Below are 20,203 nucleotides of genomic sequence, written 5' to 3'. Positions count from 1 at the left end.
TTTCAAAGCTTCTGCACAGTGTGACAGAGACGCGCGCCCCGATTGGGCGCGCGCGCTTGGGACGCGTCACGAGCAACCACGAGCGCTCAAGGTGCCAGTTTTTGCGATGTCAAGCGCATCAACTTCCCTGAAATGGATCCAGCCTCCCCGTCCACCGTGATTCGTCCACGGGACATCTGGCGCGAATGAGAACTTGCGAGGAGCCCGATTTATGGAGTTGCGTCATCTACGATGCTTTGTCGTCTTGGCAGAGGAGTTGCATTTCACGCGGGCGGCCGAGAGGCTGCATATAGAGCAACCCCCCTTGTCTCGCGCGATCAAGGAATTGGAAGATGAGCTTGGGGTCACGCTGTTTGACCGCGACCGCAGGGGCACACGGCTGACCGTGGCGGGGGCGGCATTCTTGCAGGACACCCGCCGACTCTTCACTGTCCTGGAGCAAGCGCGTGAAAATGCCAGAGCCATTGCCGCGGGCCTGAGGGGCAGCCTGCGCATTGCAATTTCCGATGGTGCGATGGACCCACGACTATCGGCGTTCCTAGCTCGTTGCCGCGCGGAAGAGCCCGAGGTCGAGATACGTCTCTCCGAGGTACCGCTGACCGAGCAGATACGGGGCCTACGGTCTGGCGACTTCACGATCGGATTTGCACACGCGGCGGATGTTGGCGAAGGCATCGTGGCTGAACCGATCTGGCGAGACCCGATTGTGATCGCCGTGCCAGCGCGGCACTCGCTTCTTGCGCACAAGCAAGTTCCGCTGAACGAACTTCAGGGTCACCCACTGGTTCTGTGCGACAAACTGGCCTGCGAAGGCTACTGCCGAGAACTAAATCGGCTGCTACAGGTTCTGGAACACAGACTCAACGTTGTCGAAGAAGTGTCGTCGCTGGACATGATGCTAACGCTCGTCGGCGCAGGCTATGGGATTGGTTTCATGACGGCGACCAAGATTCCCATCAGCCAGAGGCCGGACGTGGTGATTCGCCCTCTGGCGCAGGACACGGCGGTAATCACAACCTATCTGCTTCGGCCAGAAAGCAGCAACTCATCGGTTTCGCTGGATCGCTTCATCGAACGTCTGCGAGGACCTCCGGATGACTAAAGCGTCAATGCCTATCTGAATCGTGCGCCGCGGCACGAAGATTGCGTTCGGCTGCGCTGACGAGTTCCGCAGCACTGAGCTTGAGTCCGGCGGCGATTCTTAAGATCAGAGCGAGAGTGGGCATGTGCTCCCCACGCTCTATTTTGCCCATGTGCGATCGCTCGATCCCTGCTTTCGCAGCCAGTTCTTCCTGAGCAACACCTTGCGTCAGGCGGGCGACACGAACGGCCGCTCCGAATGCCAACGCTGGCTCGGCGTCGAAAGTGGTAGTTCCTGGGGGACGGCCTCGTCGGACAGTTCGCTTCTCCATCCTTGGAAGCGTCGAACAGTCCAAACAATTTAACCACGTTAAGTTTAACTCAAACTAGCTATCATGAAGACTTTCCATCCTTGTCTTATCGCTTCTTGGGGCCTCTCATGCACGACGCCACCAGCCCACGCCCACAGCTCAGGCTCGCCATAGCGCCTGGTGTGGCCTCTTCGTACCTAGCTGCATTGCTTGCCCTGCAGCGCGCGGAGGAGCCCGAAGTTTCTATGGAATTTAATGAGGTTACGGCGAGCGATCTCATTACGGGCCTCTACAAACGGCGCTTCGACGTCGGCCTTTCTCTGAAGCAGGTGAGCGATTCTTCGCTGAAGAGTCTTTCTATTTGGTTCGAGGCGACAGCTCTTGCCACGCCGCTGCGATACCCACTGCTCCGGCAGCAGTCAATCAGAATAGACGAACTTAAGGAGCACTCCGTGTTTCGATGGAAGGCCGAATATTCTCCTTCGCTGGACCAGTACCTGTCCTCCATGTCATCAACGGAAAGGCCGAATGTCCAGCATGTCAGTTCTTTTGAGATGTTATTGCTCTGGGTCGCAGCTGGATATGGCGTAGGGATTTCCTCGCGATCACGCATCGAAACCGCTAGCCAGTGCGGAATCTGCACGCGCCCAATAGCCGATGGCCCCTACGAGGTCATTACGCACCTGCAGCGACTCTCGGGACAGACGAATCTTGTAGCTGATCGATTTGAGCTTAGAGCCTTGCGAGTTGCCGAGGCGCGTAAAGCATGACAACCACGTGCGGTGCCCGCCCTTGCCGGTGGATTTGCAGCGGGTGCCGGTTCGGGCCAAGGCGCCGTCCAGACGCATCAATTCATCCTGGAAACTGACCTTGATCAATTCAACTCCCTACAACTTCCAATAGTATGTCCGCATGATCGGCTTAAGGCGCCTTCTCGCAAGATGGAGCCGCTGGATTACCAGCGGCCTAGTCGTAACCTTGCTTTTCTCGCAGGTTGCGATGGCGATGTACGTCTGTCCCAAGCCAGACCCGAGGGCATCTGTGGAAACCACGCAAATGCGTGCCACGATCTCGATGCAGCAGGCTGACAAGTTGCCAATGTCGGATTGCACCGGCATGCCTGATTCCATGGACAGCGAAGCGCCACAGTTGTGCCACGCTCATTGCAGTGGCGATCGGGAGTCGGCGCTTTCATGGCAAGGGCTGGACATTCAGTTTCTCGCGGCGCACGTGATGTGGCTCGCCAACTCACTGCCCGGGTTGGTTCTCGACCGGGTAGCCCTCAGGCGGCACGTTACCTACATTCCTCCCGATCCCCGCGCAGGCTTTCCTCCGATCTACCTCACGTTTCAAGTCCTGCGGAATTGATTTACGCGTCCGTGCTCGCCGCGCACCGATGCGGCAGACCACGTGATCTCTTGAACACCAATTCCGAGGACAACCATGTTTACTCCCTTTTTTGGCGCCCCCGAGGGGCGCCCGTCGGCGTACGGCCGAGGCACAACGCCGGCCTCGATGCGATTGCATCGTCTGAAAGCTATCAGCATCGCGTTGGCGGGCAGTGCGCTTGTTTCGCCTGTAGCCTACGCCCTCGATTTTGCTGAGGCACGCCTTATCGCCGAGCAGCAGAGCCCGCGCATAAGCGCGCAGCAGTTGCAGGTCAACGTCGCCGAATCCGTGCAGAAGGCAGCAGGCTCGCTGCCCGACCCCAAGCTTTCGCTCGGCATCGAAAACTACCCCATCAGCGGCATGGATCGCTGGAGCATGACGCGCGAATCCATGACGATGCAGCGCCTGGCGCTCATGCAGGAAGTGCCTAATAGGGCCAAGCGCGACGCCCAGGTCGCCAGCGCACAGGCGCGTGTGGATCGAGAGCGCGCGGCGCTGGTTTTGCAGCGATTGCAGATCCGTCAGGAACTCAGCCTGGCGTGGATCGCCGCGCAGGCGGTGGAGCAACGGGAGATACTGCTGACGGAACTGCTCGCGGAGAACCAGCGCCTGCAAGACAGTCTCCCCGCTCGCGTCGCCGGCGGCACCGCCCAGGCTGGCGACTTGTTGGTCGCGCAACAGGAGGCGCTGACACTCACGGACCGCCGTGACGATCTACAGCGGGACCGGGTCAAGGCTAGGGCCGCGTTGCGGCGCTGGGTGGGCTCCAGGGCCGAGGAAGCACTGCAAGGCGATCCAGGCCCGCTCACTCGCCCCGTCGCGCAACTGCGCGCAGAACTGGCGAATCACGCGGAGCTTGAACTCTATCCGGCGATGCAAAGCATGGCCCGGGCCGAGTCCCGCGAAGCCCAATCAGAAACCCGCGGCGATTGGGCCTGGGAGATTGCCTATAGCCGGCGTGATCGCCGATGGGGCGACATGGTGTCATTCCAGGTGACATTCGATCTGCCATGGCAGAAGGATCGGCGCCAAGTGCCCATGATCGAGGCGAAACGGCACGAGTTGGAACGTCTGGACGCCGAACGCGAAGACGTGGCGCGGCGGCATTTGCAGGAGCTCGACGACAGCGCCGCCGAACTCCAAGCGTTGAACAGCCAGATCGACCGCCTGCAGACCGCCGGCTTGCAACTAGTACGGAACCGAGCGGCGCTTGCGTTGAGCAACTACCGATCCGCCAAGGGGGACCTGAGCGCTGTGCTCAGCGCACGCGCACAGGTGCTGGAGACGCGCATGCGTCTGATCGACCTCGGAGCGCAGCGCGACAGCCTCGTCGCCCGACTGAACAGCCTGATCGCGGACTGAGTGGAGACCCTCGCCATGAATACCTCTTCGAGAAACATCCTTGCCGGCTTGACGCTGGTTGCTGCCGGTATTGCCGTTGGATGGGCCGTCGCCCAATGGCGCGCCGGCCACCTCAGCGGCTCCCCCGCTGCCAACGTCACCGTTGCAAGCGCTCCGACCGAGCGCAAGGTGCTGTATTGGTACGACCCGATGGTGCCGACCCAGAAGTTCGACAAGCCCGGCAAGTCGCCCTACATGGACATGCCGTTGATGCCGAAGTACGCGGATGAAGACACGCAAGACAGCACGGGCCTCAGCGTGTCGGCGCAAGCGGTGCAAGCCCTAGGGCTGCGTACAGCCGAAGTCCTGCAAGGCAAGATCGGCGCAGATGTGAACGTCGTGGGCACCGTGCTGCTCAACGACCGCGACGTCAGCATCGTGCAGGCGCGGACCGCTGGCTTCGTCGAGCGTGTCTACGCGCGGGCTGCAGGCGACGTGATCGCAGCAGGGGCACCGCTGGCTGACCTTTTGCTGCCGGAGTGGATCGCCGCACAGCGCGAGTTTCTCTCGGTTCGCGCGATGGGTGACGCACCTTTGACCGCAGCTGCCCGCCAACGGCTGCTGCTGCTCGGCATGCCGCAAGCCCTGATCGCCCAAGTGGAGCGCACAGGCGAGCCCAAGGGGCTGTACACGGTCACAACACCTCAAGGCGGCCTGGTGGCCGAACTGATGGTGCGCCAGGGCATGACGGTTTCCGCCGGGGAAAGCCTGGCCCGGGTGAATGGCTTGGCCACGGTGTGGATCGAAGCGGCCGTCCCCGAAGCACAAAGCGGGCCATTGCAGGTCGGCCAAACGGCGCAGGTCCGGCTGGCGGCGTTTCCCGGTGAAGTGCTCCAGGCGCGCATCGTGAGCATCCTGCCCGAAGCCAACCGCGACACCCGTACGGTGCGAGTGCGGCTTGAAATGGCCAATCCCGACCAGCGCCTAAAAGCCGGCATGTCCGGCCAGATCGCGCTCAAAGGCAACGAACAGCCCGCGCTGCTTGTTCCCAGCGAGGCGGTCATCCGCACCGGCAAGCGCGCACTGGCCTATGTGGTCGATGGACCCGGCAAGTTCCATCCCGTGGAGGTCCAGGTGGGCGCGGAGGTAGGCGATCAGCTGGTGGTCAACGGCGGGCTCGCGGCGGGACAGCAGGTCGTGGCCTCGGCGCAGTTCCTGATCGACTCGGAAGCCAGCCTGCGGGGCGTGCTGCCTGCAGGTGCCGCGGCGTCCGCGTCTGCATCGGCGCACAACGGGCACGGCACCTCGTCGCCACCGGCCGCGGCAAACAACGCTTTCGTGGTGCGCGGCGTGATCGAGGAGATGTCGCCCACCGAACTGACGCTGGCGCACGAGGCCGTGCCGGCCCTCCAATGGCCGGCCATGACCATGGGCTTCGAGCTGAGCAGCCCGCACCTCGCCGCGGGTCTTTCGGTTCGGCAGCAGGTGCGATTCACCTTCTCTAAGCAAGGTGAAGACTACGTGATCACCGCCATTGAAAAGGTGCAGCCATGATCGCCAAACTGATTCGATGGTCGGTGGCCAATCGCTTCCTGGTGCTGCTGGCCACCGCCATGCTCACGGCATGGGGCGTGTGGGGCGTTCGCAGCACGCCCGTGGATGCGCTGCCGGACTTGTCAGACGTGCAGGTCATCATTCGCACCAACTACCCTGGACAGGCGCCGCAGATCGTCGAGAACCAGGTGACCTACCCGTTGGCCACCACCATGCTGTCGGTGCCAGGGGCCAAGACCGTGCGCGGCTTCTCGTTCTTTGGCGACTCGTTCGTCTATGTCTTGTTCGAGGACGGAACCGACCTGTACTGGGCCCGCTCACGGGTAATCGAATACCTGAACCAGGTCCAGGGCCGATTGCCCGCCACGGCGAAGCCGGCCCTGGGTCCGGACGCCACGGGCGTCGGCTGGATCTTCCAGTACGCGCTCGTGGATCGCACGGGCGAGAACGATCTGGCGCAACTGCGTGCGTTGCAGGACTGGTTCCTCAAGTTCGAACTCAAGAGCCTGCCCAACGTGGCCGAAGTAGCATCGGTGGGGGGCATGGTCAAGCAGTACCAGGTCGTGCTCGACCCGATCAAGCTGGCGTCCTATGGGCTCAGTCAGGCTCAAGTCCGCGATGCCCTGATGGGGGCCAACCAGGAGACCGGCGGCTCGGTCCTGGAATTGTCAGGCGCGGAGTACATGGTCCGCGCGAGCGGTTACCTCAAGACCCTGGACGAGTTCCGGGAGATCCCCTTGACGGCACGCGGCGGTGTGCCGGTGCGGCTGGGGGATGTGGCTACGCTCCAGATAGGCCCGGAGATGCGACGTGGCATTGCCGAACTCGACGGAGAAGGCGAGGTCGCCGGCGGCGTGGTGGTGCTGCGCTCCGGCAAGAATGCCCAGGAGACGATCGCTGCCGTCAAGGCCAAGCTGGCGGAGCTGCAGGGCAGCCTGCCGCCGGGCGTCGAGATCGTCACCACCTACGACCGCAGCGCGCTGATCGAGCGGGCCATTCGCAATCTCACGACCAAGCTGGGCGAAGAGTTTCTGGTGGTGGCGCTGGTCTGCGCACTGTTCCTTTGGCATCTTCGTTCTGCGCTGGTGGCCATCATCTCGCTACCTCTGGGCGTGATGACGGCGTTCCTGGTCATGCGCTACCAGGGCATCAACGCCAACATCATGTCGCTGGGAGGGATTGCCATTGCCGTGGGGGCGATGGTGGATGCAGCGGTGGTGATGATCGAGAACGCCCATAAGAAGCTGGAAGCTTGGCAGCACGCGCACCTGGATCAACGGCTGCAGGGCAAGGAACGGTGGGACGTGATCACACAGGCCGCGGAGGAAGTCGGTCCTGCGCTCTTCTTCTCGCTGCTCATCATCACGCTCTCGTTCATCCCGGTCTTCACCCTAGAAGCGCAGGAAGGCCGGCTGTTCGGCCCGCTGGCGTTCACCAAGACCTACGCGATGGCCGCGGCCGCAGGGCTGTCGGTGACGCTGATTCCCGTACTCATGGGCTACTGGATTCGCGGGCGTATCCCGGATGAGCAGAAGAACCCCATCACCCGCATCCTGATTGCAGCCTACCGGCCAGCCCTGGAGTGGGTACTGCGCCGGCCCAAGGCGACGCTGCTGATCGCCGTGCTGGCCTTGGCGACCACGGCCTGGCCCTTGGCGCGGCTTGGCGGTGAGTTTCTGCCGAGGTTGGACGAAGGGGACCTGCTCTACATGCCCTCGGCCCTGCCGGGACTCTCGGCGCAGCGCGCCACGGAGTTGCTGCAGCTGAGCAACCGCATGATCAAGACCGTACCTGAAGTGGACAAGGTGTTCGGCAAGGCAGGACGGGCCGAAACTGCGACCGATCCGGCGCCCCTGGAGATGTTCGAGACCACGGTGAAGCTCAAGCCCAGGGAACAATGGCGTCCAGGCATGACGCCCGAGAAGCTCGTGGAAGAGCTGGATCGTGCCGTGAAGATCCCGGGCCTGTCCAATATCTGGATTCCCCCTATCCGCAATCGCATCGACATGCTGGCTACCGGCATCAAGAGCCCGATCGGGGTGAAGGTGACCGGCAACGACCTGGGCGTGATCGATCGCATCGCTGCAGAGGTCGAGCAGGTCGCCAAGGGCATTCCCGGCGTGACGTCATCACTCGCGGAGCGCTTGACGGGCGGGCGCTACGTGGATGTTCAGATCGACCGCGTAGCCGCCGGTCGTTACGGCCTGAACATCGCCGATGTCCAGGCGGTCATCGCCGGCGCGGTGGGTGGCGAAAACGTCTCGGAAACGGTCGAGGGGCTTGCCCGCTTTCCGATCAATCTGCGCTACGCGCGAGAATGGCGTGATTCACCACAACGGCTGGCAGAACTCCCCATCTTCACGCCGATGGGTCAGCAGATCACGTTGGGGACCGTGGCACGCATCGCGATCACCGATGGGCCGCCCATGCTCAAGAGCGAGAACGCACGGCCCTCCGGTTGGGTCTATGTCGATGTGCGCGGCCGTGATCTAGCCTCGGTGGCCAACGAACTGCGCGATGCAATCGGGCAGCAGGTCAAGCTGGAGCCAGGTGTGAGCATCACCTACTCCGGGCAGTTCGAATACATGGAGCGGGCCAATGCACGCCTGAAGGTTGTAGTGCCTGCCACCCTGTTGATCATCTTCGTTCTGTTGTACCTGACCTTCGCGCGTGTGGACGAAGCGGGCTTGATCATGGCGACTTTGCCCTTCGCGCTCACGGGGGGCATCTGGTTCCTGTACCTGCTGAATTACAACCTGTCCATCGCCACCGGCGTGGGATTCATCGCGCTGGCAGGTGTGGCGGCGGAGTTCGGCGTAGTGATGCTCATTTATCTGAAGCAGGCCTTGGCGGAACGTTGCCCCGATAGACGCGAACCGACGCGAGAAGAACTGCTCGATGCGATCCGGGAAGGGGCGGTGCTGCGCGTGCGCCCAAAAGCGATGACCGTTGCGGTCATCCTGGCGGGCCTGGTACCCATTGTTTGGAGCAGCGGCACGGGCTCTGAAGTCATGAGCCGCATAGCAGCCCCGATGCTCGGCGGGATGGTGACCGCACCGTTGCTGTCGCTGTTCGTGATTCCGGCTGCCTACCTGCTGATGCGTAAGCCACGCTAACGTTGCAACGCGGCAGGGTCTCATAACCAAGGCCCTGCCGTTTCCGGTGCGGCCTATTGGCACCCCAAGTAAATAACCATTCGACACATGCGCTTTAGCCGGCGTAAGAACTGATCTTGATGCTATACGCTCGCTGCGCATCTCACTTCCGACGGCCAAAGCATCCTTCTTTGGCCGTAGGCCAGAGTCAGGCACATTCGAGCATCGCAGCGTCATTTATCAACCGTTGAATGCTCTGCCGAGCCTCCACTGGAATACCTTGCGCAGACGAAACAGGTCCGGGCCTATGTGGCTGCTGCTGGGTACCCATGATGACCCGCACGACCATGCCCAAATTTCCGGGTGTCACGATGTCGATGGCCGCGCGATCACCCAGATCCGGGTGTAGGCGGGTCAGCATCCGGTACAGGTCCCACGAATCCGCGTGCGGACACTGGTTCATAAGCACCTGGGCCAGTTTGTGCTTGAGCGGCACCAGTTGCCAGTCGGGCACACGTTGCCCGCGATTGCCTAAGCTGATGGACAGCAGTTTGCCCGCCTTCAGCTCGCGGTTTATCTGGTCCTTGGACTTCCCGGCAAGCTTGCCGAACAGCGGGACCGGCAAACTGCTCGGCGATTCGTAGATGGCGAGCATTTCCTCGCGCTCGCGCTGGATGGCGGATACTTCCGGCGCCGGCGCATGCGTCGGGGGCGGTGGCACCTGCGACAGCCGCTGGAAGGTGATTCCCGCGTCGTTTGGCGTCACGACAATGGGGGTGACCACCACGGGCGGAACCGAAGCCGCAGAAGTGCCTGCAACGATGGCGTCGGGGTTGTCCTCCCCTGCGATGGCTGGCACGCCCTCGATATGGATGGTGAGGTGGGCGCTGGCCGCTTCGACCTGGCCCTGTTCGAGCAGGTCGAGGCGATCTGCCCAGTCCTGCATCATCCGACGACGCGGCTCGACATACTTGGCGTGGTTGTAGGCCGAACTCACCTTGTTCGGATCAGAGTGCGAAAGCTGCGCGTCCACCCAAATCTTGGGATAGCCGATCTCGTTGAGCGCCGTCGAGATGGTTCCGCGGATGCCGTGCCCGGTCAGTTGATCCTCGTAACCCATTCGTTTCAAAGCGGCGTTGAGGGTGTTCTCGCTGATGCGCTTTTTGAGTTCGCTGCGGTGCGTGAGCAGATGGACCTGGGCCTGCCTCATCACACCCAACAGGTAGCGCACGATCTCGATGGCCTGGACGGAGAGCGGCACTATATAGGGCGGCACGTCCTGCGGGCGCTTGCCGGCCTTGCGCATCTCGTCCTGGAGTTGCTTGACGATCTGCGGCGGGATGATCCACAGGCCACGGTCGAGATCGAACTGGTCCGGGGTCGCCAGCCGCAGTTCGCCGGTACGCACGCCGGTCAGGAACAGCAGCCGGATGCCGAGCTGGGTCTGCCAACCACGAGGGTTGTAGAGCCTGAGCTTGCGCAGGAACTCGGGAAGCTGCGGAAGATGCAGGTAGGGGTTGTGGTTCACTGGGGGCTTGGGCTCGGCCACCACGTCCAGGTCAGAGGCGGGATTGGCTTCCAGCCCCTCCACAATGACGAGGGCATAGCGGAACAGTTGCCCCAGCCAGGTGCGGACCTTCTCGGCAGTGGTGAACGCCTTGCGCTCCTCGATCCTCGTCAGGACGCCCAGAAGCTGGGGCCGGCGAATGTCGTAGATCGACATCTGCTTCAGGCTGGGCAGCACGTCTTTGTTGAAGATCCGCAGGATCTGCGACAGCGTGCTGTTCCTGCCTTCCTTGATTTCCTTGCGGCGATGCTCGACCCACGCATCGAAGACCGCCTTGAAGGTGTAGTCGGCCGCCAGCTTGACCGCGTGTCGCTTCTGTTTGCGATCGGTATGGGGGTTGATGCCCTTGGCCAGGAGCGTGCGGGCTTCGTCGCGCAAGGCGCGCGCTTCGCGCAGTCCGATCTCGGGGTAGTTCCCGAGGGAGATGCGCTTTTGCTTACCGAGCCAGTAGTAGCGCAAGTGCCAGGACTTGCCGCCAGTGGGGGCAACCACCAAGCCGAGGCCATCGGTATCGGGGATGCTGTAGGTTTTTTCGGCAGCCTTGGCTTGCCGCACGGTCAGATCAGAGAGTGCCATCATCAAGCTCCTAAGTCTTGGACTTAGGCCCGATGCTGCTTGTCATCCCGATCCAACCCCAGCAACAACCCGGAACCGGCACCACCCGCATTCTTTGGCCTTGTTTTTGGCCTCAAAAACGCTGGCTGTCAGTGGATTTCCGTGGCTTTCGCTGGAATGAAAAAAGGAGCCGAAGCTCCTCTTTTCAACGACTTACAGACGTCAGTGGAAGTCTGTAGATCATAAATTGGAGCGGGAAACGAGACTCGAACTCGCGACCTCAACCTTGGCAAGGTTGCGCTCTACCAACTGAGCTATTCCCGCAGATTCCGTTCGACCTGCGTCGAAGGAGCGCTATTGTGTCCAAATTCCTTCACGCCGTCAACAGTCTTCACATCATGCGGTCACGGGCGTCCGCACTGGGGTACGCTGCCCCGCCCAGCCCCATGCGCCCATGTTCCTTCGCGGCAAACCCTTGTTGATCGCCCTGCTGCTGCATCTGCTGGTGGCGCTGCTGTACTGGGCACTGATTCCGCTGGGAATGAACTGGTATCGCGACCATTTCGGCTTCACCGCCCATCGCGACATCGGCCTGGGCATCGCCCAGTTCCATCTGTTCTGGATGTTCATTGGCGCCCAACTGCTGATCGCAGTGTTGCGGCCATTGTTCGCCAAGCTGCTGGTGCTGGCGGCGCCGCTGGCGTTCGCCAGCTGGACGCTGATGCACGACCATCCGCTGCGCCTGGTGTACTTCACCGTTGGACCTGGCCTGCTGGCACTGGCCGCAATCGCCGCAAGCCTGCGCTATTCGTCGCGGGCAACCTCCCGCTACACCACGGACACCACCGATGCCTAGACGTTACATCCGCCTGTTCTGGCTGCTGGTCGCGCTGACCTGGCTGGCGCTGATCGCCGCACTGGTCAATGCCGGCTTCACTCCGGACTACTGGCTGCTGCACCACCTGGAAGGCGCCGAACTGCCCTACCCGACCAGCACCGTCATCGTCTTCGCGTTGCTGGGCACGGTCGAACTGGTGGTAGCCGCCTTGATCGTGCGGCCGTGGAGACTGAAACGCCTGTGGCTGCGCCTGCTGATCGCCTTCGCCCTTCTGCTGCTGTGGTCGGTGCCGTGGATGCTGTCGGCGATGCATCAGCCGCCGGTACAAGGCATGCATCTGCTGTGGCTGCTGCTGTTGGACGTGGGCCTGCTGCTGGCGCTGTGCATGGTGTCGGCGGTGAGCGCGTGGCGGGCGTTCAGGCGTCGAGGGCGCGCGGATGCGCCCCCGTTGCAGCACTAGGCCTACTTCCGGAACTCCACCCGCACATGCTGGCCGAAGCGCGCCTTGGCCTCGCCATCGAACTCCAGCACGCACTCCACCACCTTGGCCACGCCACGCCCCGCGTCTTCAGGCAGGCGAGCCTGCGCGAACACCGGGCTGATGCGTACCACGCGTGCGGGCGGCAGCGTGCTGGCGTTCTCGGCACCATCGCTGTCTGGCACCACGGTGGCCCTCATGCCCACCTGCACGGCATCGGCGTAGGCCGCGCTGAGTTCGGCACGTACCTGCAGCGGGCGCGCCGGCAGCAGTGATATCGCCGGCTTGCCGGCCTGCACGAAGGCGCCGAGGCCCGGCACCTGGCCGACCACGGTGCCGGCTTCCGGCGCGCTCAGCGACATCTGCTGCAGTTTCAGCCTGGCGTGTTCCAGCTTGTGCTGGGCCATGTCGACCTGCGCACCGGCCACGTCGACATCGGCGCGTACGCCAGCCAACTGCTGCTTGGCCGCATCGGCCTGCTGGTTGGACGACACGCCTTCGCTCGCACCCGTGGACAGGCGGGTGGCATTGCGCTCCAGTTCGCGCAGCTGCGCCTGGCTGCCCTTCAGGCGGTCATTGGCCAGTGCGAGATCAGCGGTGGCCATCGCCACTTCCTGCTGCAGCAGCGCACCGTCCAGCGACAGCAGAAGCTGCCCCTTCTTCACCGTGGCGCCCTCCTTCACCAGCGCGGCGGTGATCGAACCATCCACCGGCGGCGCCAGCGCGATCAGGCCACCCTCGACATCGATGATGCCGCGCGCCACCGCAACCTTGCCGGCGGTGGCAGTGCTGGCTTTACCTGCAGGTGCCTGGGCGGGCGCGTCCCTGGAACAGGCGCAAAGCAGCAGTGCCGCGGACAGTACCAGGCTGAGGGGAAGCAGGTGCGACGTCTTGGTCATGGGGCGGACTCTACGGTTTCGTTCTGGCGGCGGTCATCACGGACCATGCCGTCTTCCATGGCGATCACCCGATCGGCATGCCGGATCAGGCGCGGATCGTGGCTCACGCACAGCACGGTGGCGCCATGCGCACGTGCGTAGCGGTGCAGGATGTCGATCACGCGCTGGCCGTTCTCGGCGTCCAGCGCGCTGGTGGGTTCGTCGGCGAAGATCAGCGTCGGCGACTTGGCGAAGGCACGGGCCACCGCCACGCGCTGCTTCTCGCCGCCGGACAGCTGCGCCGGACGCATGTGGCTGCGGTGGCTGAGGCCCACTTCTTCCAGCGCCTTGCGCGCCAGCGGCTCGCTTTCGCGATTGCGCATGCCGCGGTAGCCCAGCGGCAACTGCACCTGCTCCAGCGCAGTCAACGCCGGGAACAGGTTGAAGCCCTGGAACACGAAGCCGACATGGTGCAGGCGGAAGCGCTCCACCTCGCCGCGGGTCATGTGGCCCACGTCCTGGCCCAGCGCGTGCACGCGACCGCCATCCGGCGCGGACAGGCCGGACAGCAGCGACAGCAGCGTGCTCTTGCCGCACCCCGAAGGGCCCGAGACCAGGGTCAACTCGCCCGGATAGATGTCCAGCGACAGGCCGCGCAGCACCGGCACCTGTACATCGCCGGACATGAAGCCTTTTTCCAGTGCGTCGGCCTGCAACGTGGGGGCGACGGCATGTTTGGAGGTCATCGGCCGGTCCTCAACGCAGCAGCAACGATGGATCGGAGCGGACCACACTGCGTACCGCCATGATGCTTGACAGCATGGCCATCACCGCGACCAGCGCCACGCAGCCGATGATGACCATCGGCGTCAGCTGCACCGGCACGCGCTGGGACTGTGCGATCAACAGCACGACGGTACTGAACGCCGCTGCCAGCAACATGCCCACGCCACCGATCAGCAATGCCTGCTCGAATACCACCCGTGCCAGCGCGTAGCGACCTGCGCCGAGCGCGTTGAGCGTGGCGTACTCGCGCACCGAACCAGCCACCACCGAGGCGAACGACTGGTTGGTGATCACCGCGCCGACGAAGCAGACGATGACCGCCATGAACAGCACCGCGATGCCGGCGCCGGTGTCGAACAACCAGTACTGCTGCGAACGGCTGGCGAACGCCGGCGCGGTCCAGAACTCGACCGGCGTGGCCTGGCCCATCGACGCAGCGAGGCGGTCGCGCACGCGGTCGGCCAGGTCCGGCGAGCGCAGGCCCGCCACGAAATAGGTGCTGCCCTCGTGCGGATCGGTACCGGCGATGGCACGCGCGGTATCCAGCGAGGCCAGCACGTTGACGCCACCGAGGCCACGCAGGCCCGGTTGCGCGGCGACCACGCGCACCGCCTTGCCATTGATCCATGCACGGTTGCTCTGCAGGTCCACGCCCAGCGTATCCAGGTCGGCGCTGTCGACGATCACCGCCCCCGGCTCGCGCAGCTGCGCGCGCAGGTCGGCAGGCAGGATGCGCGCGAACATCATTGCGTCATCGCCGGTGGAGATGCCGGACAGGTACACCGACACGTTGCCGGTACCCTGCGCGCCCGAGCGCCATTCGCCATCGACCCACTCGTAGGGTTCGACGCGGGTGACATCCGGGTCCATGCGCAGGTGGCTTTCGACGTCGGCGCTGATCGCATGGCCGTAGTTGACGCTCTGGGTGCCGGGGAAGCCGGCCCAGATGTCGGCCGAGGACGCTTTCACGTAGATCGCAGCGGTACCGAAGATGCCCAGCACCAGTGCCGCCTGCACGATCAACAGCACACCGGCGAAGCACATCGCCAGCACCACCGGCAGGAACCGGCGCCACTCATAGGCCAGGGTCTTGCGGGCCAGCGCGATCATTGCGATTCGCCCTCACCCTCGACAGGCAACGGAGCACCACCGAGGGCGCGGTAGAGCGACGCAAAGGCCAGCACGCGCGCACCCTGTGCACCGATCAGGTCGGCCTGCGCGGCGAGTGCCGCACGCTGCCCGTCAAGCCCGTCGAATTCGCTGGACAGCCCCAGCTGCACCTGCCGCGCCTGCCGCTTGACCTGTTGCCCGGCGGCATCATCGGCCGCGCGCAGCGACTGGATGCTGCTGTCCTGGCGCGCCAGGCTGCCGAGCGCGCCTTCCACTTCGCTCACGCCTTCCAGCACCGCCTTGCGGTAACCCAGCAAGGCGGCATCCAGCTGCTTTTCATCGGCATGGAAGCGTGCGCGGCGCTGGCCCCAGTCCCACAGCGGAATATCGATGTACGGGCCGATCGACGGGCTCGAATCGGAATTGGAGCGGGCGTTCTGGGTGAGGTTGTAGGCGTACAGGATGGAGCCACCGAGGCTGACACGCGGATACATCGCGGCGCGTGCCGAACCCTTGCTGGCAGCAGCCTGCATCACCTCCGATTCGGCCAGCAGGATCTGCGGCCGATGGCGCAGCAGATCGGCCGGGACCTGCTGCAGCGAGAAGGCACCCAGCGTCGGCGGCGTGCGATAGGCACGCCAGGCCGGGTCCGGGCCATCGCGTCCCAGCAGCAAAGCCAACGCACGGGCAGCGTTGTCCGCGTTTTCCCGTGCCTGCGCCGTGGCCGCGCGGGTGGCGGCCTGGCGTGCACGCAGGCGATCAAGTTCGCCGGGCTCATCAAGGCGCAGGCGCTGGCGTACCAGGGCCAACTGTTCGCCGCGATCGTCCACCGCCTGCTGGCGGGCCAACAGGTCCTGCTGGGCCTGCGCCACGGTCAGATCCAGATAGCTGCGCACCACGTCGGCGATCACCGCGACCTGCGCGGCACCACGCAGCGCCTCGGCGTTGCCGGCCGACGCCTGCGCGCTCAACTGCGCGCTCTCGGCGGCGCCGAACAGGCCCAGGTCCCAGATCGCTTCGATACCCGCGTGGAAGTAGGTGTCGACCGCAGCGGCATCCTGCACCTGCTTGGCGCTGGCCGTGATTTCCGGCAGGAAGCGCGAATCGGACGTGCCGGCGACAATCCGCACGGCCTGCAGGCGCAGCGTGGCCTGCTGCAGGTCGAGGTTGCCGGCGATGGCCTGATCGACCAGTCCATCCAGCGCTGGGTCGGACAACACTTTCCACCACTGTTTGGCGTCCACCGCCACGCCTTGGCCCTGCGGCACCTGGGTCCAGGTGCTGGGCGTGCGATCAGGCAGATCCGGAACCGGCACCGACATGCAGCCCGCCAATGCGAGACTTGCGAGCAGCGCGCCGGGTCGCAGCACTGCCTGCAGGGAGAGTCCGCGCCCCGTCCTGGGCACTGCCACTGAAGTGATACGCCTGACCACCAGCCCGCCAACGTGTAGAAGGAGCATGAAGGCTACCCTGCGATTGTGGAGCGAACATGGAGAAATGGTCCGAAAAAGGTCACAGCACGCGTGCGGTTCAGGCAACGCCGGCGCAGGCCTTTCGCCAGCCTTTCAGTGCCTGCAGCAGGCGGAACACTGGTGCGGATTCCAGGTCATTGCGTCTGTTGCAGCCCCTCGTGCCAGGTGCTTCCGATCGTCCCCACGATCGCTGCGCCCCCCCGTCATGCCGATTGCGACACCAATGTCGGAATCGCCCCCAGCTGCAGACTTACCACGCCCACCATGAAAATGTCGTGGCCCGCCTGTAGCGACCCGCCTGGCCAACGTCATGACAAACGAAAAACGCCCCCTTGCGGGAGCGTTTTTCTGATTCTGGAGCGGGAAACGAGACTCGAACTCGCGACCTCAACCTTGGCAAGGTTGCGCTCTACCAACTGAGCTATTCCCGCAGATTCCGTTCGACCTGCGTCGAAGGAGCGCTATTGTGTCGATATTGCTGCACGGCGTCAACAGGAATTTTCACGTGAACCGAAGGACGGCGTTCAGGCGCCCCTGCCTGCTCGCTTTACGTGCGCAGGCCACGGCGGTGGAAGTAGACCTGCTCGGCGATGCGCCGCGTGGCCCCCGTGTGCAGCAGTGCGTTGAGCGGCCAGTCGGCCTGGAGATGGTCCATCGCCCAGCGCAGCAGGCGCTTGCCATGGAATGCCGGCGCCACCCGCCGCGCCACCCGCTCGGCGTCCGGCCCCTGGCCGCGCAGATGCCGGGCGATCGCCTCGCCGACCGCCCAGCCGTGCCGCCACGAGGAGTGGATGCCGCCGGCGGACAGCGGCGAGACGATGCCTGCCGCGTCGCCGGTCAGGATCACGCGTTGGCCGGTGAAGGGCCCATCCGGCCGGCCGCACGGGACCAGACCGGCGCGGGTGGCCGAGGGACGCGCCGAAGGCGGAATGCCGACCACATTGCGCACGTGGTCGAGGAAGCCATCGATATCCGGCGGCCGTACCTGTTGCGGGTCATGACGCAGCGCCAATCCCACCTGCAGCCCGGTCGGATTCTGCGCGACCCAGCCGATGTAGCCCGGCGCAAAGCGCTTGCTGACAAAGCAATGCAGCGCATTGCCTTGCGCCACCTGCAGGCCGGCGAACTCGCGCTCGACGCCGTAGAGGGTGTCGCGCACCTGGCCAAGGCCGGTGCGCTGGGCCACGCGTGAGCGTGCGCCGTCGGCGCCGACCAGATAGGCGCAGCGCCCTGCCCCTTCCACCTGCCAGCCGTCACCACAGCGACGAGCGTCGGTGAAGGACTGCTGCAGGCGCAGGTCGACGCCGTTCGCATGCAGCTCGCTGGCCAGCCAGCGCATCAGGTTCGGCGTATCGGTGGTGAGGAAGTAATAGCCCGGTGCGGCCAGCAACACGCTGCGAAGGTTCGGCGCATACAGGCGCACGTTTGCGACCCGGTCCACCAGATGTTCGGGCATGCGCCCCAGCCAGGTCTCCTCCATCGCTTCTTTCACCACGATACCGGTGGTGTGCAGGCGCTCGCCGGGGTCGACCTTGCGTTCCAGCACGCAGACGCGCAGACCGTACTGCGCGGCGGCCAAGGCGCAGGCGGCACCGGCGAAACTGGCGCCGACGATGACCACATCGTGGTCGTAGGCGGAGGGAGTGTGAGGCATTGCTGCATCGTCCTGGAGGAACGGAGATGCAGCTTCGAACGGTAGCGTGGCGGGGTGATGGGGTGGCGATGAAGTGGGGATGAAGCGTAGAACACGCAAACGAGAAACGCCCCCTTGCGGGAGCGTTCTTCTTGAATCTGGAGCGGGAAACGAGACTCGAATCCACGGTCCCAACCTTGGCAAGGTAGCGGTTGAAGCAGCTGACTGCGTAATGTATGAGTGGCACCGTCACCCAAACCAGCGGCCAGCTCCGGCAGGAATACCAAGCCACTGCTTCCATTTCGGAAAAATTGCATGGACCGCGCCACATCAAAGCCTGATGGTGCATGCCCCTTCCTCGCGCATTCAACGATGGCGATTCCAGTCGATCAAATCGTGTTTCTGCTGGCCACCGACTGTTTCAGGGAGGTCCTCCTTTCAACATTTCCGAGAAGCGATGCTGAAGCTGCGCGGCTTGCAGCACAGCGGACAGTGAGCCAGCTGGTCGATGGAGGAGATAACTACTACCTGTGCGCCAGCTTCAGCGAAGCAAGGATAGGAAGCACTCATGATGCATTCTTCGACGATCTTCGCTCGCTTGGCGCCTCCGCCCGATTACAGAACCACGTTGCACTTGTGATTCAAGCACTACCAACTCCCGGAGCAGCAACGATCCGCGCGTGCGATACGATCACGTCCATCGCCAGCTACCTCTTCTGGCTGGAAAGCAAGGCTCTATGCAATCCGATTACAGCGGAGCTCGTTGATGCGATCGCCGTGATAGAACCGCTTGGCCTGCAACGCGAGCCGCCCTGCGTGGATTGGCATGCAGCCTGGACCCATTCGCAGTCCGAGCAGGATCGTTACATTGCTTCGTTGATGGATGGAATTGACGATGCGCCCGTGTACGTGTTTAACGACGTGCAGGCATTCACTGTTCGATTCGATTTTCTCTCACTGTGGAGAGCGCGACTTGGCGAAGCCTGCTTTGGACTGATCAGCAAGTTCATCGCGACCGAGGCGCACTTGAGGCTGGACGATCGCGATGCTGACGCCGCTGGTCACATCGATCAGATCCTTGCGGCGATCTAGAACGTTGAAAGGACAGATTCAAACCAGAACGAAAAACGCTCCTTTCCGGGAGCGTTCTTCTTGAATCTGGAGCGGGAAACGAGACTCGAACTCGCGACCTCAACCTTGGCAAGGTTGCGCTCTACCAACTGAGCTATTCCCGCTTGGGAGGCGAAATTTTACCTATTCCAAGCATGGCGTCAAGCGCTTTTTTTCAGGGTCTGCGAGGCGTCTTGCACCGCCCATCCACGCATGGCGTGGATCTACTACGGCGTCTCCGCAAACTGATGGATACGCCCCCTCCGTGGATGCGGCATTTCCAGTAGGTCCACGCCATGCGGGGATAGGCGCATCGATGGGGTCAGAGCCCTTTCCTTCGGAAAGGGATCCGACCCCGGGGCTCAGACCCCGGGCTCAGTTGCCCAGCTTCTTCTGCCGCGCACGCTCGCGCGCCGCGCGCTCATCGTCGCGCAGGCTCGGCCACGCGGCGTGCAGGTACTGCAGGCCCGACCACAGGGTCAGCACGGCGGCAATGGCCAGAGTCCAGTCGCCGATATGGAACACCGGCCAGCCCATCCAGATGTCTTCCACCGGCACGTTCGGGGCCACCGAATACAGCAGGCACAACAGCGCGACCATCTGCGCGGTGGTCTTGACCTTGCCGATCATCGCCACGCGCACCTTCGCGCGCTGGCCCAGCTCGGCCATCCATTCGCGCAGCGCCGACACCGCGATCTCGCGGCCGACGATGACCGCCGCCCAGAACGCCATCCACGGCGTCGGATGACCCTGCACGATCAGGAACAGCGCCACCGCCACCATCAGCTTGTCCGCGACCGGGTCGAGGAAGGCGCCAAAGGCCGACTCCAGCTGGTAACGGCGTGCGATCCAGCCATCAAGCCAGTCGGTGATCGCGGCCAGGCCGAAGATCGCCGCCGAAGCGAAGTTGGTCCAGGTGTAGGGCAGGTAGAACACCAGCACCAGCACCGGGATCATCACGATCCGCAACAACGTCAGCCAGGTGGGCAGGGTCAACTTCATGCTT

The 20,203-nt window shown here is 63.7% G+C and carries 17 protein-coding genes and 3 tRNA genes; 9 read left to right on the top strand and 11 right to left on the bottom strand.

Features of this window, described 5'->3' with window-relative positions:
• Positions 1–211 precede the first annotated feature (211 nt).
• Positions 212–1,102, top strand: a complete 891-nt coding sequence (locus ACT6SE_RS06730; RefSeq protein ID WP_003097524.1) for a LysR family transcriptional regulator — start codon at positions 212–214, stop codon at positions 1,100–1,102.
• A 4-nt stretch (positions 1,103–1,106) separates the two neighbouring features.
• On the opposite strand, the gene ACT6SE_RS06725 is transcribed toward ACT6SE_RS06730, so the two are convergent.
• Entirely contained in the window at positions 1,107–1,412 is a 306-nt protein-coding gene (locus ACT6SE_RS06725; protein ID WP_003097526.1) for a helix-turn-helix domain-containing protein, read from the bottom strand.
• Positions 1,413–1,519: 107 nt separating this feature from the next.
• Here ACT6SE_RS06725 and ACT6SE_RS06720 point away from each other — a divergent pair, with 107 nt between their 5' ends.
• From ACT6SE_RS06720 to ACT6SE_RS06700, 5 genes are all read left to right on the top strand, one after another.
• The gene (locus tag ACT6SE_RS06720; protein WP_023657317.1) at positions 1,520–2,161 is read left to right on the top strand and encodes a LysR substrate-binding domain-containing protein; all 642 of its coding nucleotides are present in this window, start codon (positions 1,520–1,522) and stop codon (positions 2,159–2,161) included.
• 286 nt (positions 2,162–2,447) lie between these two features.
• Positions 2,448–2,759, top strand: a complete 312-nt coding sequence (locus tag ACT6SE_RS06715) for a hypothetical protein (protein WP_003109691.1) — start codon at positions 2,448–2,450, stop codon at positions 2,757–2,759.
• 75 nt (positions 2,760–2,834) lie between these two features.
• Positions 2,835–4,142, top strand: coding sequence for a TolC family protein (locus ACT6SE_RS06710; protein ID WP_003109690.1), 1,308 nt, complete (start codon positions 2,835–2,837; stop codon positions 4,140–4,142).
• Positions 4,143–4,157: 15 nt separating this feature from the next.
• Positions 4,158–5,675, top strand: coding sequence for an efflux RND transporter periplasmic adaptor subunit (locus ACT6SE_RS06705; RefSeq protein WP_003109689.1), 1,518 nt, complete (start codon positions 4,158–4,160; stop codon positions 5,673–5,675).
• Positions 5,672–8,791, top strand: a complete 3,120-nt coding sequence (locus ACT6SE_RS06700; RefSeq protein WP_003109688.1) for an efflux RND transporter permease subunit — start codon at positions 5,672–5,674, stop codon at positions 8,789–8,791. The genes ACT6SE_RS06705 and ACT6SE_RS06700 overlap by 4 nt, the downstream gene beginning before the upstream one ends.
• Before the next feature lie 187 nt (positions 8,792–8,978).
• Here ACT6SE_RS06700 and ACT6SE_RS06695 read toward each other — a convergent pair whose 3' ends face one another.
• Together ACT6SE_RS06695 and ACT6SE_RS06690 are read right to left on the bottom strand one after the other, a co-directional pair.
• The gene (locus ACT6SE_RS06695) at positions 8,979–10,916 is read right to left on the bottom strand and encodes a tyrosine-type recombinase/integrase (RefSeq protein ID WP_008264862.1); all 1,938 of its coding nucleotides are present in this window, start codon (positions 10,914–10,916) and stop codon (positions 8,979–8,981) included.
• Between the two features lie 224 nt (positions 10,917–11,140).
• Positions 11,141–11,216: transfer RNA gene (locus tag ACT6SE_RS06690), tRNA-Gly, on the bottom strand.
• Between the two features lie 130 nt (positions 11,217–11,346).
• On the opposite strand from ACT6SE_RS06690, the gene ACT6SE_RS06685 reads away from it, so the two are divergent.
• Both ACT6SE_RS06685 and ACT6SE_RS06680 read left to right on the top strand, forming a co-directional pair.
• Complete coding sequence (locus tag ACT6SE_RS06685) at positions 11,347–11,748, top strand: hypothetical protein (protein ID WP_046429875.1); 402 nt, start codon at positions 11,347–11,349, stop codon at positions 11,746–11,748.
• Complete coding sequence (locus ACT6SE_RS06680) at positions 11,741–12,190, top strand: hypothetical protein (RefSeq protein WP_014646638.1); 450 nt, start codon at positions 11,741–11,743, stop codon at positions 12,188–12,190. Before ACT6SE_RS06685 ends, ACT6SE_RS06680 begins: the two co-directional genes overlap by 8 nt.
• A gap of 2 nt (positions 12,191–12,192) precedes the next feature.
• Here ACT6SE_RS06680 and ACT6SE_RS06675 read toward each other — a convergent pair whose 3' ends face one another.
• The 6 genes from ACT6SE_RS06675 to ACT6SE_RS06650 all read right to left on the bottom strand — a co-directional run bounded on the left by ACT6SE_RS06675 (position 12,193) and on the right by ACT6SE_RS06650 (position 18,108).
• Entirely contained in the window at positions 12,193–13,107 is a 915-nt protein-coding gene (locus tag ACT6SE_RS06675; RefSeq protein WP_014646637.1) for an HlyD family secretion protein, read from the bottom strand.
• Positions 13,104–13,832: an ABC transporter ATP-binding protein gene (locus ACT6SE_RS06670; RefSeq protein WP_032959314.1), complete on the bottom strand. Its 729-nt coding sequence runs from the start codon at positions 13,830–13,832 to the stop codon at positions 13,104–13,106. Before ACT6SE_RS06670 ends, ACT6SE_RS06675 begins: the two co-directional genes overlap by 4 nt.
• Before the next feature lie 10 nt (positions 13,833–13,842).
• Entirely contained in the window at positions 13,843–14,982 is a 1,140-nt protein-coding gene (locus ACT6SE_RS06665) for an ABC transporter permease (RefSeq protein WP_032959316.1), read from the bottom strand.
• The gene (locus tag ACT6SE_RS06660; RefSeq protein ID WP_032959318.1) at positions 14,979–16,442 is read right to left on the bottom strand and encodes an efflux transporter outer membrane subunit; all 1,464 of its coding nucleotides are present in this window, start codon (positions 16,440–16,442) and stop codon (positions 14,979–14,981) included. Before ACT6SE_RS06660 ends, ACT6SE_RS06665 begins: the two co-directional genes overlap by 4 nt.
• A gap of 367 nt (positions 16,443–16,809) precedes the next feature.
• Positions 16,810–16,885: transfer RNA gene (locus tag ACT6SE_RS06655), tRNA-Gly, on the bottom strand.
• 116 nt (positions 16,886–17,001) lie between these two features.
• A complete protein-coding gene (locus ACT6SE_RS06650; protein WP_046429874.1) occupies positions 17,002–18,108 on the bottom strand; it encodes an NAD(P)/FAD-dependent oxidoreductase in 1,107 nt (368 codons plus the stop codon).
• Positions 18,109–18,402: 294 nt separating this feature from the next.
• Here ACT6SE_RS06650 and ACT6SE_RS06645 point away from each other — a divergent pair, with 294 nt between their 5' ends.
• A complete protein-coding gene (locus ACT6SE_RS06645; RefSeq protein WP_136191672.1) occupies positions 18,403–19,179 on the top strand; it encodes a hypothetical protein in 777 nt (258 codons plus the stop codon).
• Between the two features lie 67 nt (positions 19,180–19,246).
• Here ACT6SE_RS06645 and ACT6SE_RS06640 read toward each other — a convergent pair.
• Positions 19,247–19,322: transfer RNA gene (locus ACT6SE_RS06640), tRNA-Gly, on the bottom strand.
• 250 nt (positions 19,323–19,572) lie between these two features.
• Positions 19,573–20,199 (bottom strand): CDP-diacylglycerol--glycerol-3-phosphate 3-phosphatidyltransferase, encoded by a 627-nt coding sequence (pgsA, locus tag ACT6SE_RS06635; RefSeq protein WP_012510614.1) that lies wholly within the window; start codon positions 20,197–20,199, stop codon positions 19,573–19,575.
• Between the last annotated feature and the right edge of the window lie 4 nt (positions 20,200–20,203).

It is taken from the genome of Stenotrophomonas sp. LC732, assembly GCF_052446685.1.
GTDB classification, from domain to species: Bacteria; Pseudomonadota; Gammaproteobacteria; order Xanthomonadales; family Xanthomonadaceae; genus Stenotrophomonas; species Stenotrophomonas muris.
Note: the sequence above shows the minus strand (reverse complement) of the source record. Positions and strands in the feature narration are given on the sequence as shown.

What these genes read in the sequence shown, in the direction of transcription:
- ACT6SE_RS06730 (WP_003097524.1), top strand. Translation starts at nt 212, where the DNA reads ATGGAGTTGCGTCATCTACGATGCTTTGTCGTCTTGGCAGAGGAGTTG.
- ACT6SE_RS06725 (WP_003097526.1), bottom strand. Translation starts at nt 1,412, where the DNA reads ATGGAGAAGCGAACTGTCCGACGAGGCCGTCCCCCAGGAACTACCACT.
- ACT6SE_RS06720 (WP_023657317.1), top strand. Translation starts at nt 1,520, where the DNA reads ATGCACGACGCCACCAGCCCACGCCCACAGCTCAGGCTCGCCATAGCG.
- ACT6SE_RS06715 (WP_003109691.1), top strand. Translation starts at nt 2,448, where the DNA reads ATGCGTGCCACGATCTCGATGCAGCAGGCTGACAAGTTGCCAATGTCG.
- ACT6SE_RS06710 (WP_003109690.1), top strand. Translation starts at nt 2,835, where the DNA reads ATGTTTACTCCCTTTTTTGGCGCCCCCGAGGGGCGCCCGTCGGCGTAC.
- ACT6SE_RS06705 (WP_003109689.1), top strand. Translation starts at nt 4,158, where the DNA reads ATGAATACCTCTTCGAGAAACATCCTTGCCGGCTTGACGCTGGTTGCT.
- ACT6SE_RS06700 (WP_003109688.1), top strand. Translation starts at nt 5,672, where the DNA reads ATGATCGCCAAACTGATTCGATGGTCGGTGGCCAATCGCTTCCTGGTG.
- ACT6SE_RS06695 (WP_008264862.1), bottom strand. Translation starts at nt 10,916, where the DNA reads ATGATGGCACTCTCTGATCTGACCGTGCGGCAAGCCAAGGCTGCCGAA.
- ACT6SE_RS06685 (WP_046429875.1), top strand. Translation starts at nt 11,347, where the DNA reads ATGTTCCTTCGCGGCAAACCCTTGTTGATCGCCCTGCTGCTGCATCTG.
- ACT6SE_RS06680 (WP_014646638.1), top strand. Translation starts at nt 11,741, where the DNA reads ATGCCTAGACGTTACATCCGCCTGTTCTGGCTGCTGGTCGCGCTGACC.
- ACT6SE_RS06675 (WP_014646637.1), bottom strand. Translation starts at nt 13,107, where the DNA reads ATGACCAAGACGTCGCACCTGCTTCCCCTCAGCCTGGTACTGTCCGCG.
- ACT6SE_RS06670 (WP_032959314.1), bottom strand. Translation starts at nt 13,832, where the DNA reads ATGACCTCCAAACATGCCGTCGCCCCCACGTTGCAGGCCGACGCACTG.
- ACT6SE_RS06665 (WP_032959316.1), bottom strand. Translation starts at nt 14,982, where the DNA reads ATGATCGCGCTGGCCCGCAAGACCCTGGCCTATGAGTGGCGCCGGTTC.
- ACT6SE_RS06660 (WP_032959318.1), bottom strand. Translation starts at nt 16,442, where the DNA reads ATGCTCCTTCTACACGTTGGCGGGCTGGTGGTCAGGCGTATCACTTCA.
- ACT6SE_RS06650 (WP_046429874.1), bottom strand. Translation starts at nt 18,108, where the DNA reads ATGCCTCACACTCCCTCCGCCTACGACCACGATGTGGTCATCGTCGGC.
- ACT6SE_RS06645 (WP_136191672.1), top strand. Translation starts at nt 18,403, where the DNA reads ATGGACCGCGCCACATCAAAGCCTGATGGTGCATGCCCCTTCCTCGCG.
- pgsA (WP_012510614.1), bottom strand. Translation starts at nt 20,199, where the DNA reads ATGAAGTTGACCCTGCCCACCTGGCTGACGTTGTTGCGGATCGTGATG.